Source organism: Halomonas sp. AOP27-A1-41 (assembly GCF_052378605.1).
Taxonomy (GTDB): Bacteria; Pseudomonadota; Gammaproteobacteria; order Pseudomonadales; family Halomonadaceae; genus Vreelandella; species Vreelandella citrativorans.
The window spans coordinates 46,542-70,289 of sequence record NZ_JBQSXT010000002.1 but is presented as its reverse complement, the minus strand read 5'-3'; the positions used below and the strand labels follow the sequence as shown (position 1 = coordinate 70,289).

Genomic DNA, 23,748 nt, shown 5'->3' with positions numbered 1-23,748 from the left:
TACGTACTTTCGAACTCAAGACTCCTTAAGGTAGGTGAGTGCTTAATGCCTTCTGTAAAAGTACGTGATAACGAGCCGTTTGACGTCGCCCTGCGTCGCTTCAAGCGTTCTTGCGAAAAAGCTGGTGTTCTTTCTGAAGTACGCCGTCGCGAGCACTATGAGAAGCCGACTGCTGAGCGTAAACGCAAAGCGGCAGCTGCCGTAAAACGCCACGCCAAGAAAGTTCAGCGTGAGCAAAAGCGTTTCGAACGGCTCTATTGATCCGTACCCGAGAGAGCCAGAGCGGTTAGCTGGTTGTCTCAAGAGGGATGCCAAGCGGCCGCCACTAGGTGGCCGTTTGTTTTTTCAGTTTTCTACGCTGTTTAAGGTGATTGGGCAGTCCGCCAGATGACGTTAAGCAAGCGTTTAGCGCACATGCGCGAGGGTGCCGTTGTAAATGGCAGGCCAGATTCCCCAGCGTTTTATTGACGATTTGCTTAGCCGCGTTGACGTGGTGGAAGTGGTTGGTGAGCGTGTGCAGCTTAAAAAGGCTGGCCGGAACTACTCGGGTCTTTGCCCTTTTCATCAGGAAAAAACGCCTTCGTTTACGGTAAGTGCTGATAAACAGTTTTATCACTGCTTTGGCTGTGGCGTGCATGGGAATGCACTACGCTTCTTGATGGAATACGACAAATTGCCGTTTCCTGAAGCGGTGGAGCAGTTGGCCGGGCGACTGGGTCTTGACGTGCCGCGCGAAGGCGCTGACGACCCGCGTGCACATCAGCGTGAAAAAAAGCGCAAAGAGGGCGTTAACCTGCTCGAGCTTGCGGCAAGCTTTTATCGCGAGCGCCTTAAAATGCGCGAAGGGCAAGGCGCCCAGCAATATCTGGAAAACCGGGGGCTTTCTGCTGAGGTGATCAATGCCTACGGCATAGGCTACGCGCCTGGCGGCTGGGAAGCGCTCAAGCAGCACCTTGGTGAGCGGGAGATATCAGAACCTGTCCAGATTGAGTATGGCCTGTTGATCCATCGTGAAGATACGGGGCGTACTTACGATCGTTTTCGGGATCGGGTGATGTTTCCGATCCGCGATCTACGAGGGCGGACGATTGCATTTGGTGGGCGAGTGATGGGCGACGAGCAGCCCAAATACCTCAACTCACCAGAAACCCCAGTGTTTCATAAAGGGCGCGAGCTTTATGGGCTTTATGAAGCGCGCCAGGCATCCAGCAAGCTTGAGCAGCTGGTGATGGTAGAAGGTTATATGGACGTTGTGGCGCTTGCGCAGTACGGCATCCATAACGCGGTGGCTACGCTGGGAACCGCGACGACCGAAGATCACCTAAGCCGTCTGTTTCGTTTGGTCAGCCGAGTGGTGTTCTGCTTTGATGGCGACCGCGCTGGCCGCCAGGCCGCCAGTCGAGCACTGGAAACCGCGCTGCCGTTGATGATTGACGGCCGTGAGGCGCGTTTTCTATTTCTGGCAGAAGGTGATGACCCGGATACGCTGGTGCGTCGTGAAGGCGCCGAAGCGTTTAAGGATCGTGTTACCTGCGCGATGCCGCTGTCGGAGTTTTTGTTTGAGCAGGCGGCTCAGGGCCGTGATTTAAACACGGTGGAGGGGCGCGAGCGATTTGCAAGCCAGGTGCTTGAAGCGTTGAACAAAGTACCTGATGGCATGCTCAAATCGTTACTGCTTGAAGCGCTTGCCAAGCGCAGTGGCTTGGCGCAACAGCAGTTGCAAGCGCTGTTGGATAAGCGCACAGCGGCACCCAGGGGGCAGGCGTATTGGGAGCCTGCTAGCGAGCAGTTTCACGGTGAGTCACCTGGGCTGGAAAATGACAGCTTGGTCAATCGATCGGGTCGTCAGGGGGAGGTGTCTCAAGTTCTGTCGGCTGTTAGCCGTATAGTGCAGCTTTTACTACATGAGCCGCGTTTGATAGTGGCATTGCCTGAATCTCTGTGCTGGTTGCCAGAGAGTGAAGAAACATCGCTATGCCGTGCCTTAATTGCATTGCTACGCGCTGGGCGCTATCGCAGTCCACAAGTGATTCTTGCGCACTTTCAAGGCACTCATGAAGGACAGCTATTAAGTGAAATTGCGAAAAAAGAAATATTGCTTCCAAAAGAGCATCGCGAAACAGAGCTTAAAGATAATGTTAATTACCTCAAAGCCATAAAAGAGCAGCATGACCCTCAAAACGAGCTTGATGCACTGATGGAGCAGTTCTCTGCGTTAGTAAAAAAGCAGGAGTCTGGTGAGAAATTAACTGTTCAAGAGAGGCAAAAGTTTATGCAGATGTTGGAAGCAAATAAGCGGTTATAAGTTTAAACGCCACATCTGTGGGTTGAATTTATTGACTTCAGCACCACATAAAGGGGTTAGTAGCCAAGTGCTGGCCTAACCGAACAACCTAACACACCTGAATGACCGCGCAAATACGTTTCGCTGGAAAAAATACAGCTATTTACGCTATACTGTTCGGCTTGTTGAGTTTAATCGATTCAGCGCTCCAGGTGTTTCATTCTTCTTCGTCGAGATAGGGTTTCTATGGCTGGAAATGCGCAGCAGCAGTCACGTCTGAAGGAGTTGATCGCGCGCGGCAAAGAGCAGGGTTACCTGACATATGCCGAGGTCAACGACCATCTACCCGAGGATATCGCCGACCCGGATCAAGTGGAAGACATCATTGGCATGATCAACGACATGGGTATCCGTGTCGCTGAAGAAGCGCCTGATGAAGACACTTTGATGATGTCGGATCACTCCACGGACGAGTCCGCTGCGGAAGAGGCCGTTGCGGCACTCGCTGCCGTGGAAAGCGACGTGGGTCGCACCACAGACCCAGTCCGCATGTACATGCGTGAAATGGGCACAGTAGAACTCTTGACCCGTGAAGGCGAAATCGAAATTGCCAAGCGGATCGAAGAGGGTACACGTGAAGTCATGTCGGCACTGGCCTACTTGCCAGGGGCTGTCGCCTCCATTCTGGATGCTTACGACGCTACTCAGGATGAAGAAGCGCCTGGCCGTCTGTCGGATCTTTTCTCAGGGTTTATCGACCCCGATGAAGGTATCCCCGGCGTTGCCGAAGCGGATGTGCCTGAACCTGAGGTAGCCACCGACTTAAGCGACGACGAAGACGGCGACAGCGATGGCGAGGAGGATGACGAAGATTCCAACGCCAGCGAAGGCGGTCCGGACCCTGAAGAGGCGCGGGCGCGTTTTGAGCAAATTCGTGAGCAAAACGCGTTAGCTGCAACGGCGCTGACCAAGCATGGTCGCGGCAGCGCCGAGCTGAAAGCCGAACAGGCTCGTCTTGCCGAGTTGTTCTCGCCGATCAAACTGGTGCCAAAACACTTTGAACGCTTGGTAGGCCAGGTACGTATTAGTGTTGAGCAAGTGCGTGCTCAGGAAAAAGCGGTCATGCAGCTTTGTGTTAAAAAAGCCAAGGTGCCGCGCAAGACGTTTATCAAATCGTTCCCGGGTAGCGAATCTAACCCCAAGTGGTTGGATGCGTTCCAGGAAGCGCAGCCCAAATACGCTGACCGTCTTGAGCCGTTACGTTCTGATATCGCCCGTTCGCAGCGTAAAATTGCTTTCGAAGAAGACATGGTGCAGCTCACCGTGGCGGATTTGAAAGAGGTGAACCGCAAGCTGTCAATTGGTGAGGCAAAAGCACGCCGCGCCAAGAAAGAGATGGTTGAGGCCAACCTGCGTCTGGTTATCTCGATTGCCAAGAAGTACACCAACCGTGGTCTGCAATTCCTTGATTTGATTCAGGAAGGCAACATCGGCTTGATGAAGGCAGTGGATAAGTTCGAATACCGTCGGGGTTATAAGTTCTCTACTTATGCTACCTGGTGGATTCGTCAGGCGATTACCCGCTCAATTGCCGACCAGGCACGGACGATCCGTATTCCGGTTCACATGATCGAGACGATCAACAAGCTTAACCGCGTGTCGCGCCAGATGCTGCAGGAAATGGGCCGCGAACCGACCCCGGAAGAGCTCGGCGAACGTCTTGAAATGCCGGAAGACAAAGTACGTAAGGTGCTCAAAATTGCCAAAGAGCCTATCTCCATGGAGACGCCGATTGGTGATGATGATGACTCGCATCTGGGCGACTTTATCGAGGACGGCACCATGCTGCTGCCTATCGATATGGCCACCGGCGAAGGCTTGATTGAAGCGACGCGTAACGTATTGGGCGGCCTCACCGCACGTGAAGCCAAGGTACTGCGCATGCGGTTCGGTATTGATATGAATACTGACCACACGCTTGAAGAAGTGGGCAAGCAGTTTGACGTAACCCGTGAACGGATTCGTCAGATTGAGGCCAAGGCGCTGCGCAAGCTTCGCCACCCTAGCCGCTCTGAGCCGCTACGCTCGTTCCTGGACGAGTAAGCCAGTCCAGGTTAGTGCTTAGGCGCTAGTGTCTAGCGTAAAAAAAGCCCGCCGTTTTTTAAACGGCGGGCTTTTTGCTATCTAGTGTCAAGCACTCCACGAATCCTGATGCCGTTGAGCCTTTGTTATAGCGTGTAGTGAGTGGCAGAGCCAGGACCAACAGGCAGACCCAGCAAAAACACCCACACAAAGAACAGTAAACTCCAGCCGATCAACATGAATAGCGTATAGGGCAACATTAAGGCGACCAGTGTGCCTATGCCCATATCGTTGCGATAACGGGTAGCAACCGCCAGTATCAGCCCAAAATAGCTCATCATCGGAGTGATCAGGTTGGTGACAGAGTCACCGATCCGGTAGGCCGCCTGAATCACCTCTGGCGCGTAGCCCATCAGCATCAGCATGGGAACGAAAATCGGAGCGGTCACCGCCCATTGCGCCGATGCGCTACCCAGCGACAGGTTGACGAACGCACACAGTAAAATAAACAGCGCAAACAGACCCGGGCCACGTAACCCAAGAGACTCCAGCAGATCAGCGCCCGCCACGGCCGTCACGGTACCAAAATTGCTCCAGTTAAACAGCGCCACAAACTGAGCGGCAAAGAAGACCAGCACAATATACAGCCCAAGGCTGCTCATGCTTTTGGCCATGGCATTTACCACATCACGATCATTGTGCATCGTGCCTGCCAGGCGCCCATAGATGAAGCCCAGTAGCGAGAAGGAGACCGCTACAATGACCACAATGCCGCTCAAGAAGGGCGAGCCGCTGATTAGCCCTGTTTCTGGATTACGCAAGATGCCATTTTCAGGTACCACGGTCATGGCAATTAAGCCAATAAGCACCAGCGTGGCTAACCCCGTGCCTTTTAGCGCCCGCTTCTCCTCAGCGGAAAGCCCTTGCATGGACTGCTGACCAATGTCGCTATCGGCATCAGCGGCATCGTATTTGCCAAGCTTCGGTTCCACGATACGTTCGGTAACCAGGCCGCCGATCAAGGTCACAAAGAAGGTGCTGACAAACATGAAGAACCAGTTTGCTTCAGCGCCTACCACATAAGCCGGGTCCAGTAGGCGAGCGGCCTCTTGGGTAATACCAGAAAGTAACGGGTCGACGGTTCCAATGAGCAGGTTGGCGCTGTAGCCGCCGGAAACACCACAGAAAGCCGCAGCGAGACCCGCCAAAGGGTGGCGCCCAAGTGAATGGAAGATCATGGCGGCCAGAGGAATAAGTACAACGTAACCAAGCTCGGCCGCCATGTTGGACATTATGCCCGCAAACACAATGGCATAGGTAACGATGCGGGGTGAGCGGTTAAGCACCAACGCTCTCATGCTGGCAGAAAGTAGCCCTGAGTGTTCGGCTACGCCAACGCCCAGCATGGCAACCAGTACAGTGCCTAAAGGCGCAAAGCCTGTGAAGTTTGTCACCATCTCGGTGACCAGTCGGCGTAAGCCTTCGGCATTAAGGAGGGAATTAACCGCAATCCATTCGCCCTCGTTAGCGGGACGTGGGTCGGCAACCGACACGCCTAAAGCACCGGCAATACCGCTGGCTATCACCACAAGGACACATAAAATGGCAAATAGCGTGACCGGATGAGGGAGCAAGTTGCCAAGCCACTCAACGCTATCGAGAAAGCGGGTAAATGCGCCACGCTTTAGATTTTTTTCATGGTTTTTAGGGGGTGTCATAAGTTTTATATCGTTAGAGTGGAGGTTTGTAGCAAAAAAAGGCCCATTGAGGCTAAAAGATGACACTACGTTGAAGTGTATAAGGGCGCAAACGGCTTTACGTATAGCGGGATTTAAAAAATGAAATGCCGCAAGCGCAGGAGGGGCTATGGCAAGCGAAAGGTCGGCCCTGGCGTTAAAGTGATGGCGTGTTCGGCAGTACTCGCGACATATTAGCCACCAGATAATCGACCAATTGACGAATCTTGGGGGACAAGTGGCGGTGGCGGGGGTAAACCGCCCAGACAGCCGTATCATGATGCTGAAAGGGCTCCAGTACGGCGATGAGTTCGCCACTTGCAAGGTGAGGTGCCACGTAATAGTCGGGCAGTTGGGCAAGGCCCAAGCCCTTAAGCGCGGCATCCAGCAGGGCGGGCCCGGAGTTACCTGTCCAGCAGCTTTCTACGCGTACTTCGCGGCGTTGGCCGTTGGTATCAAACAGCCAATTAGGCCGTGAACCTACCAAACAACGATGTTGGCCAAGTTCCGCCAACGTGTGAGGAGGCGGTGTCTGGCGAAAGTAATCCTGGGAGCCGACAACGTATTCACGTCGGTCGCACAGGCGCCTGGCGATCAGGCTTGAATCCTTTAATACGCCCATGCGAATGGCGATATCAAAGCCTTCCTCAATGAGTTCAACGGGCCGGTTGGTAAAATGCATGTACACTTCAAGATCAGGATGTAGGCATTGAAATTCATTAACCAGTGGTGCGATATAACGCTCGCCAAAGGTAGTGGCTGAGGTCAGCTTAAGCAGGCCTCGAGGCTTGGCCTGCAGTTCGCTCAGCGCCTGTTCGGCATCTTTCAATCCATCAAACAGATGCTGACAATGCTCCATATACAGAGCGCCTGCATCCGTTAAGCGTATTTGACGCGTTGTCCGGTATAGAAGCTGAATGCCGAGCTGGTTTTCAAGTTGGCTCACCAAGCGGCTAATATGCGAGGTTGATACTTTTAGATGGTTTGCGGCCGCAGAAAATGTGCCCAGTCTGACCACTTCAATAAAGGCTTCGACACGATCCCAGCGCTGCATGGAGGCTCATCCGTTGTAGGTGATTGTTGCTCAGTGGCAATAATATTATGAGTATATCCCGCTTTTTCTAGTACCTCTAGCTACCTTACACTGTCGCTATTGGAGCAATACGTTATCTGTTCAGGCGACTTACTGCGCCACTGTCTTAAGGAGTGACACTATGAAATCACGTGCTGCCGTTGCGTTAGAGGCGGGTAAACCGCTTGAGCTGGTTGAAATTGATGTGGAAGGTCCGAAAGCGGGCGAAGTGTTGGTAAAAATGGCGGCTACTAGCGTTTGTCATACCGATGCTTATACGTTGTCGGGGGCTGACCCGGAAGGACTCTTCCCTTCAGTGCTGGGTCATGAAGGCGCCGGTGTCGTTCAGGAAGTAGGTGAAGGGGTGACCAGCCTCAAGCCTGGCGACCATGTTATTCCGCTATATACCGCTGAGTGCGGCAAGTGCAAATTCTGTCTGTCAGGTAAAACCAACCTGTGCGGCAGCGTGCGTGCCACCCAAGGGAAAGGCGTAATGCCCGACGGCACCTCGCGCTTCTCGCTGGATGGCAAGATGCTGCACCACTACATGGGAACGTCCACGTTCAGCGAATACACCGTACTTCCTGAAGTCTCGTTAGCGGCGGTTTCCAAAGAAGCCCCGATGGATAAAATCTGCTTGCTGGGTTGTGGCGTGACTACCGGTATTGGCGCGGTACTCAACACTGCAAAAGTAGAGCCAGGCGCTACCGTCGCAGTCTTTGGTTTGGGTGCGATTGGTCTGGCGGTAATCCAGGGCGCGGTCATGGCGAAAGCGGGTCGAATTATCGCCATTGATGTTAATGCGGATAAGTTTGAGCTGGCCAAGCAGTTTGGCGCGACTGACTTTGTAAACCCCAAGGATTACAGCGACTCCATTCAGCAGGTTATTGTTGATTTGACCGATGGTGGCGTGGACTATTCGTTTGAGTGTATCGGTAACGTCAATGTGATGCGCTCAGCGCTTGAGTGCTGCCACAAAGGCTGGGGCGAATCGATCGTGATTGGCGTCGCCGGTGCGGGGGAGGAGATTTCCACACGTCCGTTCCAACTGGTGACCGGGCGCGTTTGGAAAGGCTCCGCGTTTGGTGGTGTGAAAGGCCGCAGTGAACTGCCAGGCTACGTTGAGCGTTACATGAACGGTGAAATTAATATTGATGATTTCATTACTCACGATATGCCGTTTGAGAAAATCAACGAAGCGTTTGAACTGCTGCATGCGGGCAAGAGCATCCGCACCGTTCTGCATTACTAGGTCGTTATTAACAGGTCTGTATTGTTAATTTACTGATAAAGCGCGGCAGGCAGCACTGCCGCGCTTCTCTTTTCGCAAGGAGCCTGCCCCATGAGCATGAGTGAAACCCTGGAACTGGTGTCTGCCAATCGCAGTTTTGGTGGCTGGCACAAACGCTACCGCCATTACTCTCGGGCGCTGGATTGCGATATGGAATTTGCGGTGTACTTACCGCCACAAGCCGAAAGCGAGCGTGTACCGCTTTTATGGTGGTTATCCGGGCTTACCTGCAACGATGAAAACTTCATGCAGAAAGCGGGCGCCCAGCGGATAGCGGCAGAGCTTGGGATTGCTATCGTTTGCCCGGATACCAGCCCACGTGGCACAGACTTACCGGGTGAGCACGATAGTTATGACCTTGGCTCGGGGGCAGGTTTTTATGTCAACGCTACCCAAGCGCCGTGGAAGCCACACTATCGAATGTACGACTATATCGTTGAAGAGTTGCCTTCCGTTGTACGCCAGCACTTCCCGGTAAACGGGCGTGAGTCGATTAGCGGTCACTCGATGGGTGGCCACGGGGCATTAATTTTAGCGTTGCGTCATCCAGGTCGTTTTAGCTCGGTGTCAGCATTCTCGCCGATTGTGAACCCGATGAACTGCCCTTGGGGTCAAAAGGCGTTTACCAGCTATTTGGGTGAGGATCCGTCCACCTGGCGTCAATACGATGCTTGTGAATTGGTCGCTAATGGCGCCTCGCGTCAACGGCTGTTTATTGACCAGGGCGAGGCGGACCAGTTTTTAGAAGAGCAGCTCAAGCCCGAGCAGCTTGAAGCCGTATGTGACGCGCATGATCACCCGCTTACACTGCGTCGTCAGCCAGGTTACGACCATAGTTACTTCTTTATTGCCTCGTTCATTGAGGAGCATCTACGTTATCATGCGGAACATCTTATGAAATCTTAAGGATAACGATGCTTAAACGTACGCTGAGCCGCTTTCTTCGTCAGCTATGGCGTCTTGTGTGGCGCGGCGTGCTGGTTTTTGTGCTCCTTTCTGTGGCGCTGGTCATTCTGTTTCGTTTTGTGCCCTTGCCAGGCTCCATGATCATGGTGGAGCGCAAAATACAGAGCTGGGTAAACAGCGAGCCTATTCGCATTCAGCATCAGTGGCGAAGTTGGGACAATTTATCCAGCAATGCCAAGTTGGCAGTGATTGCTGCTGAAGACCAGCGCTTCCCTCTGCATCGAGGCTTTGACCTTGTTGAGTTGCGACGCGCCTGGGAGACCAGTCGTGATGGCGGCCGTTTGCGCGGCGCCAGCACACTGAGTCAGCAAACAGCCAAAAATGTTTTTTTGTGGAGCGGGCGCAGTTGGACGCGCAAAGCGTTAGAGGCCTGGTTCACGCTGTTGATTGAAATTTTCTGGAGCAAACAGCGTATTCTTGAGGTGTATCTGAATATCGCTGAATGGGATAGCGGCGTGTTTGGCCTGGAAGCCGCAGCGCAACACTATTTTGGCGCCTCCGGCGGAGCGATGACGGAGCGCCAGGCAAGCCTGCTCGCGGCCATCCTCCCCAGTCCACGTACCCGCAGCGCCTCTCGACCTGACGCCCAAGTGGAAAGGCGTAGCCAATGGGTACGTCAACAGATGCATAACCTAGGCGGAGTAGGTTACCTGGAACGGCTATAGAAGGCTGGATTAAAGAGCTAAAGCCATCTTCTTCCCTTGATACGCTTCTTTTTATAAATAAAAGTGCGCTAATGTTGTTCAAAATGATAGCAGTGTTTTTTATATAAGTGATTGAATATAAGCTTTTTTAATATTTTTTGTGCATGTTGTTATTGTCATAACTTCATTTTGTTACGTTCTCTTACTTAAAAAATTGAACCTGTGCTGAATCCTTGCGTCACACCTACCACATTCATACCGCGTCAATGAGGTTTCTTACTATGCAACGTATAACTGCTCTATTCTCTGCTGCCCTGCTCGCCACTGGCTTAATGGCATCTACTGCCAACGCCCAGCAAGCGCAGGACCCGGCTCAGGATCCCATGGCTACTCAGCAAGCAGCACCCGCCCAGGATTTTTCTGACCAGCAGCTACAGCAGTTCGCCGATGCTTCTCAAGAAATCGCCGTGATCTCGCAAGAGTACACACAGCGTCTGCAGGAAGCAGGAGATGAGTCAGCCCAACAGGAAGTTCGCGCCGAAGCTAACGATCGTATGATCGAAGTAGTTGAAGACAGTGGCTTGGATGTCGATACCTTCAATGCTATCGGTCAGTCTATCCAGCAAGATCCGGAAATGATGCAGCGTGTTCAAGAGATGGCAAGCCAGTCCTAAGCCATCACTAGCTGATACACCAGCAAAGCCCGACACCTTGGTGTCGGGCTTTTTTTGCGTCCAGGGTTTACGGTAGTGATGAACCGAGCCAAACTCGGCTTATCTATTAGACACGTCTTGGGAGATCACATGGACGTAGAACTACTTGAAATACGCCAGTTTATGGGCCAGTTTCCTCCTTTTGATGGTCTCTCGGATGAGCTGCTTGATGCGATTGCCGAGCGCGTTGAGGTCAGCTATTTCAAAACGGGCAGCGATATCCTGGAGTTAAATGACACCGTTAGTGAGCTGTGCTTTATAAGAAGTGGCGCTGTTGAGGTGTATCGCCGCCAGGGCGAGCTTTATAACCGGTTGGGCGAAGGGGATATTTTTGGCCACTTTAGCTTATTGCGAAATCACAAAGTACGCTTTCCGGCTCAGGCGATTGAAGACACACTGATCTATTTTATTCCCAACGATGTCTTTCAGCGCTTATGTGAAGAGGATGATGACTTTGCTGACTTTGTAGAGCTTGAACGGCCCCGGCTTGAAACGGTTGCCGAGCAACAAAAAAAGTCGAACGATATGATGGTCACGCGTATTCGCAAACTGGTGACCCGCTATCCCGTCATGGTGGCATCCACCACCAGCCTTCAACAGGTTGCCCAGCAAATTAACGACGCCCAGGCATCAGCGGCCATTGTGCTCACCCAATGTACCGGCAGCCCGCGCTACAGTTTTCAAGACAGCGAGGGCGCCAAATGGAAAATGGTGGGTATTTTTACCGATAGTGACTTTAGAACCCGGGTCGTGGCAGAGGGGCTTTCACCGCAAACCGCGATTGGCGATGTCGCGTCCTCTCATTTGATTACCATACAGTCGGATGCGTCGATATATGAGGCCATGCTGACCATGCTGCGCAACAATGTTCATCACTTGCCGGTGCTGTATCGGCAGCGGCCTGTTGGCGTGGTGCACCTTTCCGATATTATTCGCTATGAAACGCATAGCGGACTCTACCTGGTCAGCAATGTTTTCAATCAGTCCAGCACACAAGGGCTTGCCAAACTGGCACCCGATGTTCGAGCGTCCTTTGTCCGAATGGTTCAGGAGGGCGCTAACTCGCAAATGGTGGGCAGCGCGCTTTCAACGGTGGGGCGTAGCTTCTTCCGGCGCTTGCTGGAACTGGCCGAAGCTGAGCTGGGGCCACCGCCGGTGCCTTACTGTTTTATGGTTAATGGCTCAATGGCACGCAATGAACAAAGCATTGTGACTGACCAGGATAATGCGCTCATTTTGTCTGATGACTTTATCCCTGAAGAGCATGACGCCTATTTTTATGCGCTGGCCAAGTTTGTTAGCGATGGGCTGGATGCCTGTGGTTACACCTACTGCAAAGGCGATATCATGGCCACCAATCAAGAGTGGCGTCAGCCGCTGGGCGTTTGGAAAAGCTATTTTGAAGATTGGATTTCCAATCCGACGCCTAAAAAGCTGCTGCAGAGTTCGATCTTCTTTGACCTTGATAGCATCTATGGCGAAGAACATTTTGTTGAAACGCTACAGGATCTAATTGCTCGTAGAGCCGCTGAGTCGCCGTTGTTTTTAGCGGCAATGGCGCGTAACGCGTTGAACCGTACGCCGCCGCTTGGCTTCTTCCGTACCTTTGTCATGGAAAAGGATGGCAAGCATAACAATTCAATTAACCTGAAACGCCGTGGCACAGCACCGATGGTTGACCTAATCCGTATCCATGCGCTGGCGTGTGGTTCCAAAGCGCAAAATACGTTTCAGCGACTAAAAGATATAAGCGATACCCAGCTTTTAGCTCCAGGTGTTAGCGATAAGCTGAGCTATGCGTTTGAGTTTTTATGTATGACGCGGTTGCGCCACCAGATGATCGATATTCAGGAAGACCGAGAGCCAGATAACAATATTGAGCCTGAAAATGTAGAGGACAGCGAGCGGCATACGCTGAAAGATGCTTTCCATGTGCTTAGCAATGCTCAGAAATTTTTAAAGTTCCGTTACCCGGTGCCCGCTCAACGGCAGAGGCACTAACATGCTAGGCATTCGCCCGCGTCACCGCATCACCCAGCCCGACTGGATTGACTATATGGCGCAGCGTGAGCGCCAGGCGAAAGACCCTGCTATCCAGCGGTTTTTTGCCACATCACTGCCTTCTGGTGATACCCCCATTGCTGACGTGCCGATGGTTGCACTGGATTTGGAAACCACCGGTTTAGATGAGCGGCGCCATGCTATTGTCAGTATGGGCGTCGTGCCGTTTACACTGGATCGTATCAAGCTCGCGGAGCGCCGTTATTGGGTCGTCAAGCCCACCAGAACGCTGTCTGAATCATCGATAGCTTTCCACCATATTACCCATTCCGAGGTGGCAGATGCCCCGGATTTGGACATGGTGCTGGATGAGCTGTTGGACACGCTTGCGGGCCATTTGGTCGTGGTTCACTTTCGCAATATTGAGCGGCCCTTCCTGGATACGGCGATTAAAGCACGGCGTGGCGAGGGGGTGATGTTCCCGATGATCGATACGATGTCGCTTGAGGCGAGGATACATCGACAAACGTTATGGGCACGTTTTCGCCGCTGGTTGGGACGCCCCCCGGTTTCAATACGTTTAAACGCTAGCCGTGCCCGCTATGGTTTGCCTGCCTACCAGGGGCATCATGCGCTGGTCGATGCATTGGCAACGGCAGAGCTTCTCCAGGCACAAATCGCCACCCATTATCAGCCAGATACGCCTTTAAAAAATATTTGGTGTTAGCACGGTACTAATAAAAAACGGGCAGCCCTTGGGCTGCCCGTTTTGGTCATGCGTACCGATTAATTACACTGCTTTTGGTTCGCTCATCAAACCTTTGACGATCGCGTAGCACGCCACCAGTAGGATGATGGTAAACGGGAACCCGGTGGAAACGGCCATGGTTTGTAGCGCCGTAAGGCCGCCGCCCAGCAGCAGCGCAATGGCAATGGCGCCTTCAATGATCGCCCAGAACACGCGTTGCGGTGTGGGGGCATCCACTTTGCCGCCCGCAGTGATGGAGTCAATCACAAGCGAGCCTGAGTCGGAGGAGGTGACAAAGAAGATGATGACCAGCAAAATCGCCACGAAAGAGGTGATTTGTGCCAGTGGCAATTGCTCCAGCATCAGGAACAGCTGAAGGTCGACGCCCGCATCGCGCACGGTGCTAATACCCTGGCTTACATATTGATCAATGGCGGTGCCGCCAAAGGTCGTCATCCAAAGTACCGATACTACTGAGGGGATAATAAGTACGGAAATCAAAAACTCTCGAACCGTACGGCCGCGTGATACGCGGGCGATAAACATGCCGACGTAAGGAGACCAGGAGATCCACCATGCCCAGTAGAAGGCCGTCCAGCCTTGGCTGAAGTTAGCATCTTCACGGCCGAACGGGTTTGAAAGCGCGGTGAAGTGAGTCGCATAGCTCCACAGGTTTTCAAAGAAGCCCGTCGCGATGAACAGAGTCGGGCCTACCGCAATCACAAAGAACAGTAGCAACGCCGCCATGGCGATGTTGATCTTGGAGAGCAGTTGCACGCCCTTATCAACACCAGCAACAATGGATGCAATCGCCACCAGGGTAATGCCGACGATCAATAGAATCATCGTGACATCGCTTTCAGGCGCGCCAAACAAATACGAAAGCCCCGCTGCCGCCTGGCTGGCACCTAGGCCTAGTGACGTAGCCAAACCAAACAGCGATGCAAACACCGCCAGAATATCGATCACATGGCCTGGCCAGCCCCAAACGCGCTCACCCAAAATGGGGTAAAACACCGAGCGCATTGAAAGCGGCAAGCCTTTATTGAACGAGAACAGGGCCAGCGAAAGTGCCACGATGGCGTAAATCGCCCAAGGGTGCAGGCCCCAGTGGTAAATGGTGGCTGCCATGGCAAGCGATGTGGCTGCTGCAGCGTTGCCTTCGGCGCCGCCAAGCGGTGCCCAATTACTGCCATCAAAGGCGGTGCCGAAGTGGGTAAGTGGCTCATTTACGCCAAAGAACATCAAGCCAATGCCCATGCCAGCGGCAAACAGCATAGAGAACCAGCCCATATAGGTGTAATCCGGTTTGGCGTCGACGCCACCAAGGCGGATTTTACCCAACGGGGAGAAAATCAAACCAACACATAAAATAACGAATATGTTGGCAGCCGTGATAAAAAACCAGGACAGGTTGCCGGTTAGGAAGTTGAAAATGGAATCGTATACCGGCGCAATGGTGTCTTGCAGCGCCAGCGTCAAGACCACGAATAGCAGTACAATAATCGCTGAAATGCTAAACACCTTGCCGTGCAGGTCAAGGTCAAAGCCCATTTTATTGGTCGTAATGTTGTCCTGACCAACAACGTAGTCGGTATCGATCAGGTTTGCCGCCCCATCGGGAGCGGGTATGCCTTCAGGGGATTTTGGCTCCTCAGGGGAGCTATTGGGCTCTTGTTTATCCACGAGTACCTCTCCGTTTTAATTAGAAAACACGCGTAGTGTCGTTTTGCTTAACTATATATTAACAAGCATTGTATTGCTGTTTTATTGGAACTGTTTTGTAAGTGCAAACAAAGGTGCCGACCCCAGTATCAACTGACGTCGGCACAGTGGTGGATAGTGATTAGCTATTTAGCCATTGCTCAACCACATCCTGGTTTTCTTCGACCCATTTCTTGGCGTTCTCGTAAGGGTCGCTTCCGTCCTCCTGATTCATCAGCATTACTTCACCCATCTGTTCTGGGGTCCATTCGAATGCATTGAGAATCGCGTAGGCTTCTGGCATTTCATCGGCAAAGCCGTTACGTACAACGGTATGAATTTGCTCAGCGCCTCCAAACACGTTTTCTGGGTCTTCCAGGTATTTAAGGTCCCAGCGTGCAAACATCCAGTGGGGCGTCCAGCTAGTGATCACGATATCTTCTTCATTATTAATGGCGTTGCTAAGCGCTGCCACCATCGTGGCATCGCTGCCACTGCGCAGGCGAAGATCAAGGTCATAGGTATCGACAACTTGCTCCGTCAAGCCCATCAGGCCTGCACCAGGATCTATACCGATGATCTCACTGTTAAAGAGGTCTGCGTTGCTATTAAGGTCGGCAATCGAGTCAACGTCTGTGTAAGACGGTACGACGAGCCCCAGTTTGGTGCCGTCCAGGTTGGGGCCCAAGTCTTCGACGTGGTCACCAATGCGCTCCATGTACTCAGCGTGCGTTGTTGGCAGCCATGCGGCAACAATCGCATCGGCGTCACCGGTTGAAAGTGCCTGGAACATGGCCGCTGCGGAAAGCGAAGTCATGTCTACTTCGTAGCCAGCCTGCTCCAACACCGCAGCAACGACGTTAGTGGAGGCTACTTCTGACGACCATTCAACATACGCAAGATTGATGGTGCCTTGATCCTGCGCCTGAGCGGCACTGCCTACGACTAACCCAGTACCTGCAATCAATGCGGCAGAGGCCAGACGGATACGACGATTTAGCATACGTGTTTTCATTCACTTGCTCCCTTTTGTATTGTTTGCCTTAACATAACATCATGTTAGGCAATTCAGCATGGTCGTGAAAATAAAGCTCATCAAGTCAAAGGGGCTAACACCCCATCAAGCTACTTCTCATTTTCTCGTTGTCGTTGGGTATTTCAGTCAGCTTACCTTGAGGTCTTGCGTAACGACTGCGTTAAACGGTCAAGCAGCATGGCCAGAATAACAACGGCAATACCGGCTTCAAAGCCGTCGCCTGGGCGCAGGCGCTGTATTGCACGCCATACTTCGCTGCCTAGCCCATCGGCACCTATCATCGCGGCAATAACCACCATGGAAAGCGCTAGCATGATCGTTTGGTTAATGCCCGCCATCACAGTAGGTAACGAGAGCGGTAGCTGCACTTTAAATAGTTTCTGGCTTCGAGTAGCGCCGTAAGCATCCGCAGCTTCTATTAACTCTGTAGGTACCTGACGAATGCCGAGCGTCGTAAAGCGAATGGCGGGCGGCATGGAAAAGATAACCGTGGCAAAAATGGCGGACACAGAACCAATGCCGAAAAAGGGAATGGCCGGTATCAGATAGACGAACGCAGGCATGGTCTGCATAAAATCCAGCAGCGGCATGAACAAGCGATAAAGGCGTTCCGATAAGGCCGCGGTAATGCCGATAGGCAGTGCAATGACAACGGCAACGACGGTTGCGATCACCACCAGCGTTAACGTCTCGATCATGGGTCCCCAAAGGCCCATGTTCCAGATTAATGCCAAGCCAAGGACCGCCCCCAGTGCCAAGCGCGGGCCCGCAAGCCTCCAGCAAAGCAGGGCAATAATGGCCAGCAGTGCCCACTCCGGTAGCCACATCAGCCCATCATTCAGGCTGTTAATCCCGGTTTGGGTAAAGCGTGAAATGCCGCGAGTAACCACAGAGTATTCGCTGGTTAGCCAAGTGAGGCCACCTTCGATCCAACTGCCTAGCGGGATACGGGGAATGTCCATTACGGTTCTCCTGCTCGTGCCAATTCATCCAGTACCGCGCCTTTCACCACAACGCCCAGAAGGCGTTGCTGTTCATCTACCACGGCAATAGGAAAGCTCTTTTCACTAAACATGGCGAACAGGTTCTGCAACGGCTCGTCGGGGGACACTTTGCGGAAGTCCTGAGTCAGGTAGTCGGCGATTTTTTCGGCGCCTTCCTTGATCGCCGTACTCGCGGACTCGGCTTCCAGTAGCCCGAGCAGACGGCGGTCACGGTCAGTTACGTAGATAGAGTCAATTGCGTGGTCCCGCATGCGGTGAAGTGCCGTGCGCGGGCCATCACTGTCACGCGCGGTGCTACGCAGTGGGCGCATAGCGCTCTCGGCCGTTAGTACACGCGAGCGGTCGACCCCTTCGATAAACCGACGCACATAATCATCCGCAGGTTGGGTCAGAATTTCTTCAGGAGTGCCAATTTGGACGACTTCGCCATCTTTAAGCAGCACGATTCGATCACCGATATTCAGCGCTTCATCCAAATCGTGGGTAATGAAGACCGTGGTCTTTTGCATTTTGGCTTGGAGCTGCAAAAGTTCCAGTTGCATGTCCTTACGAATCAAGGGGTCAAGCGCTGAAAATGCTTCATCCATTAACAGTACGCTGGCATCGTTAGCCAGTGCGCGGGCCAGGCCAACGCGCTGCTGCATTCCCCCTGAAAGCTGGTGGGGATACGCGTTCTCCCAGCCTTCCAGACCCACCTGTTTAAGGGCGGTATGGGCGATTTTATGACGCTCGGCTTTATCAATGCCGCGTATTTCCAAGCCAAACTCTGCGTTTTTTTGCACCGTGCGATGCGGAAACAGCGCAAAATTTTGGAAGACCATCGAGAAATGGCGGCGCCGGCACTCCAGTAACGCTTTTTCACTCAGGGTGGGGATGTTTTCATCATCAATGATGATCTCACCTTCCGTTGTGTCAATCAGGCGATTAAGACAGCGGATCAGTGTCGATTTGCCTGAGCCCGAAAGGCCCATGATGACGAGGAGTTCACCTTCATAAACATCGAAGGATATGTTGGAAAGGCCGAGTGTCTGGCCTGTTTGTTCAAGGATTTCTGGACGTTTAAGACCCTGGTCGCGTAGCTCTAATGCTTTTCGAGGTTGTTTACCAAAGACCTTACTTAAGCCTCGGACTCTAATTTTAACAGGACGTTGCTCATCCATAGGCGATGCCTTTTATGTGTATGAGGCGCTTTGTATGGTTGCTCTTTCTGATTTGCCGCCATTTACATAAAAGCAGCGCCACCTTCTATATAAAGCAGCCACACAAAGCATTCATAATGAAAAAACAGTATATGGTTGTATATTTATTAAAAAATATTATACATAAATGAGAGGGTTGTGTCACAACGCCTCTTTAAGCGCGGTCAAGAAATGCCACATGTGTCATTTTGCGCCCACGCGTGGTTGATTGTTAATAGTGATTGTTTCTTTTAAGATGTTGATTTTAATTATTATTTTTAATAATTCATTGAGTTGGCTTGATGTGTGCTTGGTTTAGGATAGTGATTCAGGATGTTTTTTGCAGGTTTCAAGGAGATGAATTTTATGAATAAGCACGCGGATGTAAAAGCGAAGCGCCCACGTCTACTTTCTTTGTGCATGATCGCAACTGCTGCCAGTGTCCTCTTGCTTGCTGGCTGTGGTGACAATGAAGAAGAATTGCCGCCTGCCCAACAGCCTGAAACCATGGAGCAAAGTGCAGCACCTGACGTTGAGCAGGATGCCACCATGACCCAAGAGCCCTCCTCAGTGGATCAAACCGCAGATCCCGCTGATCCAGCAAGCATGGACTCAGCAGATAACGGTGAAGCAATTGTCCCGCAAGAGTCAGTCCAGCCTGAAGATGAGGCGCGTACCCAGGATGTTGAAGAAGAGCCCGGTTTTGGTGAAGGTACAGATCCCATGCCAGGTGTCGCCGATGAAGAAAATGATGATGAGTTAACTAACGGCTAATACCTACGTACTGTTCCCTACGATGATAAGCCGCTTCAGCTGTTCGTTCCCTGCGGCTGCTCCACACGGTTTATCATCTTTACCCTCGCGCCTGCGAGGGTTTTTTTTGCGCTGAAGTATGATGCTACTGAGGGTCGCTAGCCGTGTACCCGCGCTACCGCAGCCAGACGCTTGCATCGTAGAAGCGCCTGGCTATGTCGATAAAACACGCATCAAGGCACTGTTGTTGGCCTTTTCATACAGAGTCCTGTTGGTCTAGTCCGATTGAACTGGTCCTGTTGATCTACTCTTCGCTATCTTCAAGACGGCGATAGAGTGTGCGTCGAGCGATACCCAAAAGCTCCGCTGTTCGGCGTTTGTTGCCTCCTGTCGCTTCGAGCACTTTTCGAATATAGCGCTTTTCCACTTCCTCCAGGCTAGGCCATCGAGTGGGCGAGGGCGTCGGTAACTGTGCCCCTGGCAGTACTTCTCCGCTTAACGTCGGCGTGATCTCGGCACCAGCTTCCGGATGAGAATTCTCGCGTAAGCGTTCGGGTAAATCCTGGTGCTGCAAAAGACCCTCTTCACTGAGCGTTACCGCTCGCATAATGGCGTTTTCCAATTCGCGGACGTTACCGGGGTAGGTGTAATTCAGCAGGCTGTTGAGTGCCTCGGGCTCAATTTGCTCAATCTGCTTGTTTTGCGCTTCCGCATGTTTATCAATCAACGCAAAAATCAGATGTTCAATATCGCTGCCCCGTTCACGCAGGGGAGGAATGCGCAGTGAAAAGGTTTCCAGACGATAAAACAAGTCGCTACGAAAACTCTCCTGCTCAATCTCTTTGTCCAGGTTGCGGTGGGTTGCCGCGATGATGCGCACATCCACAGCTTCTTCGCGCTCGCCGCCGACCGGACGCACGGTTTTTTCCTGAAGCGCCCGGAGCAGTTTGGCCTGGAGGTTGATCGGCATTTCGCCTATCTCATCCAAAAACAGGCTGCCACCTTGAGCGGTATGAAAAAGCCCTTTGCGCGCTTCATTGGCCCCGGTAAAGGCGCCTTTCACATGGCCGAAAAACTCACTTTCCATCAGCTCAGCAGGTATGCTGGCGCAGTTGACGGGGATAAAAGGGGCCTCATGGCGAGGGCTTTCCTGATGAATGGCGCGCGCCAAAAGCTCCTTGCCGGTACCGCTTTCTCCCAAAATAAGAATGGGGGCGTTACTTTTAGCCAATCGCGATGCGTCATGAAACAGCGACTGCATAACATTACTTTTGCCCACAATACCGTGAAAGTGGCTGAGTTCTGTATCGTGTGAAAGCGATAGACGCTGGCGCTCCAGCACCCGAAAGACCGCCTCACGGATAGCATCAAGGTCAAGTGGCTTGGTCAGGAAGTCGTTGGCGCCAAGCTTGAGCGCTTCAACGGCCTGATCGATAGTGCCAAAAGCGGTAATAACGATGATCCCCAATTCGCTGCCACTTTGACGAATTTGCTGCAGCAACTGAATGCCCGTCATTCCTGGCAGGCGTACATCGGTAATCATCATGGCCACAGGGGTATGGCTTAGTAGGGCAATGGCCTCTTCAGCGCTGGGCACGCCAAGCGTTTGATAGCCCGCATCGTTCAACTCTTCTTCTAAAAGCTCTCGGATAGCGGGGTCATCTTCCACTACCAGCAAAGGTAAAGGATGTTCCTGATGGGTCACAAATGTTGTCCTCAAGCGGATGCGGTTTCACTAAGTGGAAGTGTGATTTCAAATCCAGCGCCACCAAGAGCGCTGTCAAACACACCAATCGTACCGCCGTGGTCATTAATAATACGGTGCACCATGGAGAGCCCCAAGCCACTGCCTTGACCCACCGGTTTGGTAGTGAAAAATGGGTCAAAAACGTGCTGATGGTTGCTAGCAGGGATGCCTGGGCCATCGTCTTCTACATAGAGCGTTAATTCATGATCATGCGTACGTACGCGTACGCGAATATGGCTTACGTTAGGTGCTTGCGCTGCATTACGCAGTAGATTGGTAAGCACCTGAACGATTTGCTGTTCGTTCGCCAGTAAATGAGGCGTGGGCGAGGGAAGATGGATGTCCAACCGGATATTTCGCGGTTCAAGCTCCTCTTCTACTAAATCGCTGGCATTTTGAATTAACCGATCAAGCGCCAGCTCGCCTTTTTCGACATTATGCTGTCGGCCTAATTCCATTAATTGACGAACTATTTCGACAATTCGCTCAACTTCGCCACGAATACGGACAAGTTTCGCCCGTTCCTCATCGCCAATGACGTTTCGGCGAGCTAGCCGCTGGGCCTGGCCGTTAATAACCGTAAGGGGGGCGCCAATTTCGTGGGCGACGCCGGCTGCAAGAACACCCAGCTCTGCCAGTTTTTTGGATTTACGCAGGCGCTTTTCAAGCTCAATTTCACGCTGTTGACGCTCTTCAATATCGTGATCTTTTTCAGCCATGGCATCGAGCATGCCATTTAAGCCTGAGGCAAGCCGACTATACTCAGCCGGGCCGTCTATCGTCGCACGCTGGCTACGATCACCGTCTTCCACCAGTAGCATAACGTGCAATAAACGATTAAGCGGACGTTCAATATAGCGCCTAAACCCCCACCAAATGCTAAAGACGATGCCAGCTGCGCCAATGACAAACACCAGAACCGCCACAATGCTTATAAACCCGGTGTAATTTTCGATGCCGGTATTTAAGCGGTTAACCTGAAGTGCACCATGAACGGTGCCATCCTGGGTGCGTAGTGGGATGATGGCCGAGTAATAGGTCCAGCCATCATACTGGCGGTAATTGCTGTAAAGGTCATCCTGCTCAATCACCTGACGGATCTCTTCGGGAGAGAAAAGATCTTTACCTAAGCCCAGCCCGTAAACTTCGCGCCCCTGAAGGTCAAAGACGTAAGCGCCATAAATTCGATGGAACGAAAATGCCGATTGCAGCGCTTCTTCTAGCGGTGTGGGGCTGTCTCGGGAGACCGCACCACTCAGTGAGGTGCTAAGCGCCCGAGTAATGATCTCGACTTCCGTTTGCAATTTGGAGCGAACATTGTCTTCCAGCGATTTTATGGCCACTAAGCTGAACACCACCAATACAACAAACAGCGGTACGATGACGGTGATGATAATTAAATTACGAAGTCGCATGCTGCTTCCATGGTGGCATTAAGCGTTTCATCAGTGAAAAGCATTATCAGTAGAAACGGCGGTTGATGAATAGAGTTATGAACGTAGGGGCCATCAAAGAATCGCCGGATTAAGGGGATTCTGCAGGCAGTAGTCGATAAAGGCTGCCTTGGCGCTCATCGGTTAGCAAGTAAATGGCACCGTCTGGGCCTTGGCGCACATCACGAATACGGCCAATATGACCATCAAGAATACGCTCACTTTCAGTAACTTCATCGCCATTAAGAGTGAGGCGTAGCAGCTGTTCACTGCTTAAACCACCTGCGAGCAGGTTGCCTTCCCAAGCGTTAAACGTGCTTCCTCTGACTTCGGCTAAGCCGGATGGTGCAAAACGTCCTTCAAAGTCATAATTCGGGTCTTCCATGCCTGGCAGCGACTTTTCGCCCATGGGTTGTTGGGTAGCGTAATCGTTGCCGAGCGTTACGTCAGGCCAGCCGTAATTAGTACCTGCCTTGATGTGATTCAGCTCATCACCCGTGAGCGGGCCATGTTCTGATACCCACGGCTCACCGTTTTTCAATACGGTCATACCTTGAATATTACGATTACCCAGCGAGTAAATCTCATCTCGGGTGCGGGCATCATTCACAAACGGGTTGTTTTCCGGCACGCCGCCTGTTTCGGTCAAACGCAGCGTAGAGCCTGCGTGGTCATCGCGCGCCTGCGCTCTGGAAGGCTCCGAACCCCGGTCGCCAACGCTCATAAGCAGCGTACCATCGTTTAACCAGGCCAGGCGTGAGCCGTAATGGCGACCGGGAGCCGAGGCACGATCCTGCTCAAACAGATGCTCTACATCGCCTAATTGGTCATCTTGCCAGTAAACACGCGAAAGCGCTGTACGACTGTTGTTAGCGTCAGGTTTCCTCCAGGTAACGTAAATCCAGTCGTGTTCGCCGCTGCCGTCTGCAAAATCCGGGTGCAGTACCACGTCAAGCAGGCCACCTTGGCCATGATGATTGACCGTTGGCATGCCCTCCAGCGCCTGGTATTCACCGCTGCGCGAATCCACCAGATTTAGTTGCCCGTTGCGCTCGCTCACCAGGAGGCGGCCATCCGGAAGAAATGCCACCGCCCAAGGGTGTTCAAACCCCGAGGCTACCCGCTCAATGGCGACGGCTAGATGCTCGGTTTCGATAGATTCATGGACAACCTCAGCATGCGCCGTACCCGCTGCACTCGTTAGCAGCAGTCCGCCCAAAACGGTTGATAGCCATGAAGTAACCGGCTTGGCGTTTTGTTCCACGTGCATAGCGCATTCTCCTGTAGTGATGAGCCCAAGGGGAACCTCAGCGGGGCGAACCTTGTGATAAGGCCATCATCAGTCTAGCAGGGACT

Annotated in this window: 19 protein-coding genes; 10 read left to right on the top strand and 9 right to left on the bottom strand. The window is 52.5% G+C overall.

Features of this window, described 5'->3' with window-relative positions; all coding sequences use genetic code 11:
• The first annotated feature begins 45 nt into the window (after window positions 1-45).
• The 3 genes from rpsU to rpoD all read left to right on the top strand — a co-directional run bounded on the left by rpsU (window position 46) and on the right by rpoD (window position 4,387).
• Complete coding sequence (rpsU, locus tag ACT3TC_RS02455; RefSeq protein WP_008956349.1) at window positions 46-261, top strand: 30S ribosomal protein S21; 216 nt, start codon at window positions 46-48, stop codon at window positions 259-261.
• A 175-nt stretch (window positions 262-436) separates the two neighbouring features.
• Window positions 437-2,305, top strand: a complete 1,869-nt coding sequence (dnaG, locus tag ACT3TC_RS02450; RefSeq protein ID WP_444638990.1) for a DNA primase — start codon at window positions 437-439, stop codon at window positions 2,303-2,305.
• Window positions 2,306-2,530: 225 nt separating this feature from the next.
• Window positions 2,531-4,387 (top strand): RNA polymerase sigma factor RpoD, encoded by a 1,857-nt coding sequence (rpoD, locus tag ACT3TC_RS02445; RefSeq protein WP_444638989.1) that lies wholly within the window; start codon window positions 2,531-2,533, stop codon window positions 4,385-4,387.
• Between the two features lie 125 nt (window positions 4,388-4,512).
• Here the strand turns inward: rpoD and ACT3TC_RS02440 are convergent, their stop codons facing one another.
• Both ACT3TC_RS02440 and ACT3TC_RS02435 read right to left on the bottom strand, forming a co-directional pair.
• The gene (locus ACT3TC_RS02440) at window positions 4,513-6,084 is read right to left on the bottom strand and encodes an AbgT family transporter (RefSeq protein ID WP_192527424.1); all 1,572 of its coding nucleotides are present in this window, start codon (window positions 6,082-6,084) and stop codon (window positions 4,513-4,515) included.
• 175 nt (window positions 6,085-6,259) lie between these two features.
• Window positions 6,260-7,156, bottom strand: coding sequence for a LysR family transcriptional regulator (locus tag ACT3TC_RS02435; RefSeq protein WP_444638988.1), 897 nt, complete (start codon window positions 7,154-7,156; stop codon window positions 6,260-6,262).
• Window positions 7,157-7,316: 160 nt separating this feature from the next.
• On the opposite strand from ACT3TC_RS02435, the gene ACT3TC_RS02430 reads away from it, so the two are divergent.
• The 6 genes from ACT3TC_RS02430 to ACT3TC_RS02405 all read left to right on the top strand — a co-directional run bounded on the left by ACT3TC_RS02430 (window position 7,317) and on the right by ACT3TC_RS02405 (window position 13,516).
• Window positions 7,317-8,426, top strand: a complete 1,110-nt coding sequence (locus ACT3TC_RS02430; RefSeq protein WP_193054474.1) for an S-(hydroxymethyl)glutathione dehydrogenase/class III alcohol dehydrogenase — start codon at window positions 7,317-7,319, stop codon at window positions 8,424-8,426.
• 90 nt (window positions 8,427-8,516) lie between these two features.
• A complete protein-coding gene (gene fghA / locus ACT3TC_RS02425; protein ID WP_444638987.1) occupies window positions 8,517-9,371 on the top strand; it encodes an S-formylglutathione hydrolase in 855 nt (284 codons plus the stop codon).
• Window positions 9,372-9,379: 8 nt separating this feature from the next.
• Window positions 9,380-10,096: a monofunctional biosynthetic peptidoglycan transglycosylase gene (mtgA, locus tag ACT3TC_RS02420; RefSeq protein ID WP_444638986.1), complete on the top strand. Its 717-nt coding sequence runs from the start codon at window positions 9,380-9,382 to the stop codon at window positions 10,094-10,096.
• A gap of 260 nt (window positions 10,097-10,356) precedes the next feature.
• Window positions 10,357-10,749 (top strand): DUF4168 domain-containing protein, encoded by a 393-nt coding sequence (locus ACT3TC_RS02415; RefSeq protein ID WP_087105327.1) that lies wholly within the window; start codon window positions 10,357-10,359, stop codon window positions 10,747-10,749.
• Between the two features lie 129 nt (window positions 10,750-10,878).
• Entirely contained in the window at window positions 10,879-12,789 is a 1,911-nt protein-coding gene (locus tag ACT3TC_RS02410; protein WP_444631431.1) for a putative nucleotidyltransferase substrate binding domain-containing protein, read from the top strand.
• 1 nt (window position 12,790) lies between these two features.
• On the top strand, window positions 12,791-13,516 hold the full coding sequence (locus ACT3TC_RS02405; RefSeq protein WP_444631430.1) for a 3'-5' exonuclease: 726 nt from the start codon (window positions 12,791-12,793) through the stop codon (window positions 13,514-13,516).
• 63 nt (window positions 13,517-13,579) lie between these two features.
• Here ACT3TC_RS02405 and ACT3TC_RS02400 read toward each other — a convergent pair whose 3' ends face one another.
• From ACT3TC_RS02400 to ACT3TC_RS02385, 4 genes are all read right to left on the bottom strand, one after another.
• Window positions 13,580-15,223 carry a BCCT family transporter gene (locus tag ACT3TC_RS02400; RefSeq protein ID WP_192527427.1) on the bottom strand — a complete coding sequence of 548 codons (1,644 nt, stop codon included), beginning with the start codon at window positions 15,221-15,223 and terminating at the stop codon, window positions 13,580-13,582.
• A 160-nt stretch (window positions 15,224-15,383) separates the two neighbouring features.
• Window positions 15,384-16,256, bottom strand: coding sequence for a glycine betaine ABC transporter substrate-binding protein (locus tag ACT3TC_RS02395; RefSeq protein WP_172117528.1), 873 nt, complete (start codon window positions 16,254-16,256; stop codon window positions 15,384-15,386).
• Window positions 16,257-16,408: 152 nt separating this feature from the next.
• Window positions 16,409-17,239, bottom strand: a complete 831-nt coding sequence (locus ACT3TC_RS02390; RefSeq protein ID WP_172117529.1) for an ABC transporter permease — start codon at window positions 17,237-17,239, stop codon at window positions 16,409-16,411.
• A complete protein-coding gene (locus ACT3TC_RS02385) occupies window positions 17,239-18,441 on the bottom strand; it encodes a quaternary amine ABC transporter ATP-binding protein (RefSeq protein WP_172117530.1) in 1,203 nt (400 codons plus the stop codon). The genes ACT3TC_RS02390 and ACT3TC_RS02385 overlap by 1 nt, the downstream gene beginning before the upstream one ends.
• A gap of 384 nt (window positions 18,442-18,825) precedes the next feature.
• On the opposite strand from ACT3TC_RS02385, the gene ACT3TC_RS02380 reads away from it, so the two are divergent.
• A complete protein-coding gene (locus ACT3TC_RS02380) occupies window positions 18,826-19,233 on the top strand; it encodes a hypothetical protein (RefSeq protein WP_444638984.1) in 408 nt (135 codons plus the stop codon).
• A gap of 283 nt (window positions 19,234-19,516) precedes the next feature.
• Here the strand turns inward: ACT3TC_RS02380 and ACT3TC_RS02375 are convergent, their stop codons facing one another.
• The 3 genes from ACT3TC_RS02375 to ACT3TC_RS02365 all read right to left on the bottom strand — a co-directional run bounded on the left by ACT3TC_RS02375 (window position 19,517) and on the right by ACT3TC_RS02365 (window position 23,662).
• A complete protein-coding gene (locus ACT3TC_RS02375; RefSeq protein WP_172117533.1) occupies window positions 19,517-20,917 on the bottom strand; it encodes a sigma-54-dependent transcriptional regulator in 1,401 nt (466 codons plus the stop codon).
• An 11-nt stretch (window positions 20,918-20,928) separates the two neighbouring features.
• Window positions 20,929-22,374: a sensor histidine kinase gene (locus ACT3TC_RS02370; RefSeq protein WP_172117534.1), complete on the bottom strand. Its 1,446-nt coding sequence runs from the start codon at window positions 22,372-22,374 to the stop codon at window positions 20,929-20,931.
• Between the two features lie 109 nt (window positions 22,375-22,483).
• On the bottom strand, window positions 22,484-23,662 hold the full coding sequence (locus ACT3TC_RS02365; RefSeq protein ID WP_444638983.1) for a PQQ-dependent sugar dehydrogenase: 1,179 nt from the start codon (window positions 23,660-23,662) through the stop codon (window positions 22,484-22,486).
• Between the last annotated feature and the right edge of the window lie 86 nt (window positions 23,663-23,748).

Excerpts from the sequence above, each read along its gene's own strand:
- rpsU (WP_008956349.1), top strand. The coding sequence starts at position 46 with ATGCCTTCTGTAAAAGTACGTGATAACGAGCCGTTTGACGTCGCCCTG.
- dnaG (WP_444638990.1), top strand. The coding sequence starts at position 437 with ATGGCAGGCCAGATTCCCCAGCGTTTTATTGACGATTTGCTTAGCCGC.
- rpoD (WP_444638989.1), top strand. The coding sequence starts at position 2,531 with ATGGCTGGAAATGCGCAGCAGCAGTCACGTCTGAAGGAGTTGATCGCG.
- ACT3TC_RS02440 (WP_192527424.1), bottom strand. The coding sequence starts at position 6,084 with ATGACACCCCCTAAAAACCATGAAAAAAATCTAAAGCGTGGCGCATTT.
- ACT3TC_RS02435 (WP_444638988.1), bottom strand. The coding sequence starts at position 7,156 with ATGCAGCGCTGGGATCGTGTCGAAGCCTTTATTGAAGTGGTCAGACTG.
- ACT3TC_RS02430 (WP_193054474.1), top strand. The coding sequence starts at position 7,317 with ATGAAATCACGTGCTGCCGTTGCGTTAGAGGCGGGTAAACCGCTTGAG.
- fghA (WP_444638987.1), top strand. The coding sequence starts at position 8,517 with ATGAGCATGAGTGAAACCCTGGAACTGGTGTCTGCCAATCGCAGTTTT.
- mtgA (WP_444638986.1), top strand. The coding sequence starts at position 9,380 with ATGCTTAAACGTACGCTGAGCCGCTTTCTTCGTCAGCTATGGCGTCTT.
- ACT3TC_RS02415 (WP_087105327.1), top strand. The coding sequence starts at position 10,357 with ATGCAACGTATAACTGCTCTATTCTCTGCTGCCCTGCTCGCCACTGGC.
- ACT3TC_RS02410 (WP_444631431.1), top strand. The coding sequence starts at position 10,879 with ATGGACGTAGAACTACTTGAAATACGCCAGTTTATGGGCCAGTTTCCT.
- ACT3TC_RS02405 (WP_444631430.1), top strand. The coding sequence starts at position 12,791 with ATGCTAGGCATTCGCCCGCGTCACCGCATCACCCAGCCCGACTGGATT.
- ACT3TC_RS02395 (WP_172117528.1), bottom strand. The coding sequence starts at position 16,256 with ATGAAAACACGTATGCTAAATCGTCGTATCCGTCTGGCCTCTGCCGCA.
- ACT3TC_RS02390 (WP_172117529.1), bottom strand. The coding sequence starts at position 17,239 with ATGGACATTCCCCGTATCCCGCTAGGCAGTTGGATCGAAGGTGGCCTC.
- ACT3TC_RS02385 (WP_172117530.1), bottom strand. The coding sequence starts at position 18,441 with ATGGATGAGCAACGTCCTGTTAAAATTAGAGTCCGAGGCTTAAGTAAG.
- ACT3TC_RS02380 (WP_444638984.1), top strand. The coding sequence starts at position 18,826 with ATGAATAAGCACGCGGATGTAAAAGCGAAGCGCCCACGTCTACTTTCT.
- ACT3TC_RS02370 (WP_172117534.1), bottom strand. The coding sequence starts at position 22,374 with ATGCGACTTCGTAATTTAATTATCATCACCGTCATCGTACCGCTGTTT.
- ACT3TC_RS02365 (WP_444638983.1), bottom strand. The coding sequence starts at position 23,662 with ATGCACGTGGAACAAAACGCCAAGCCGGTTACTTCATGGCTATCAACC.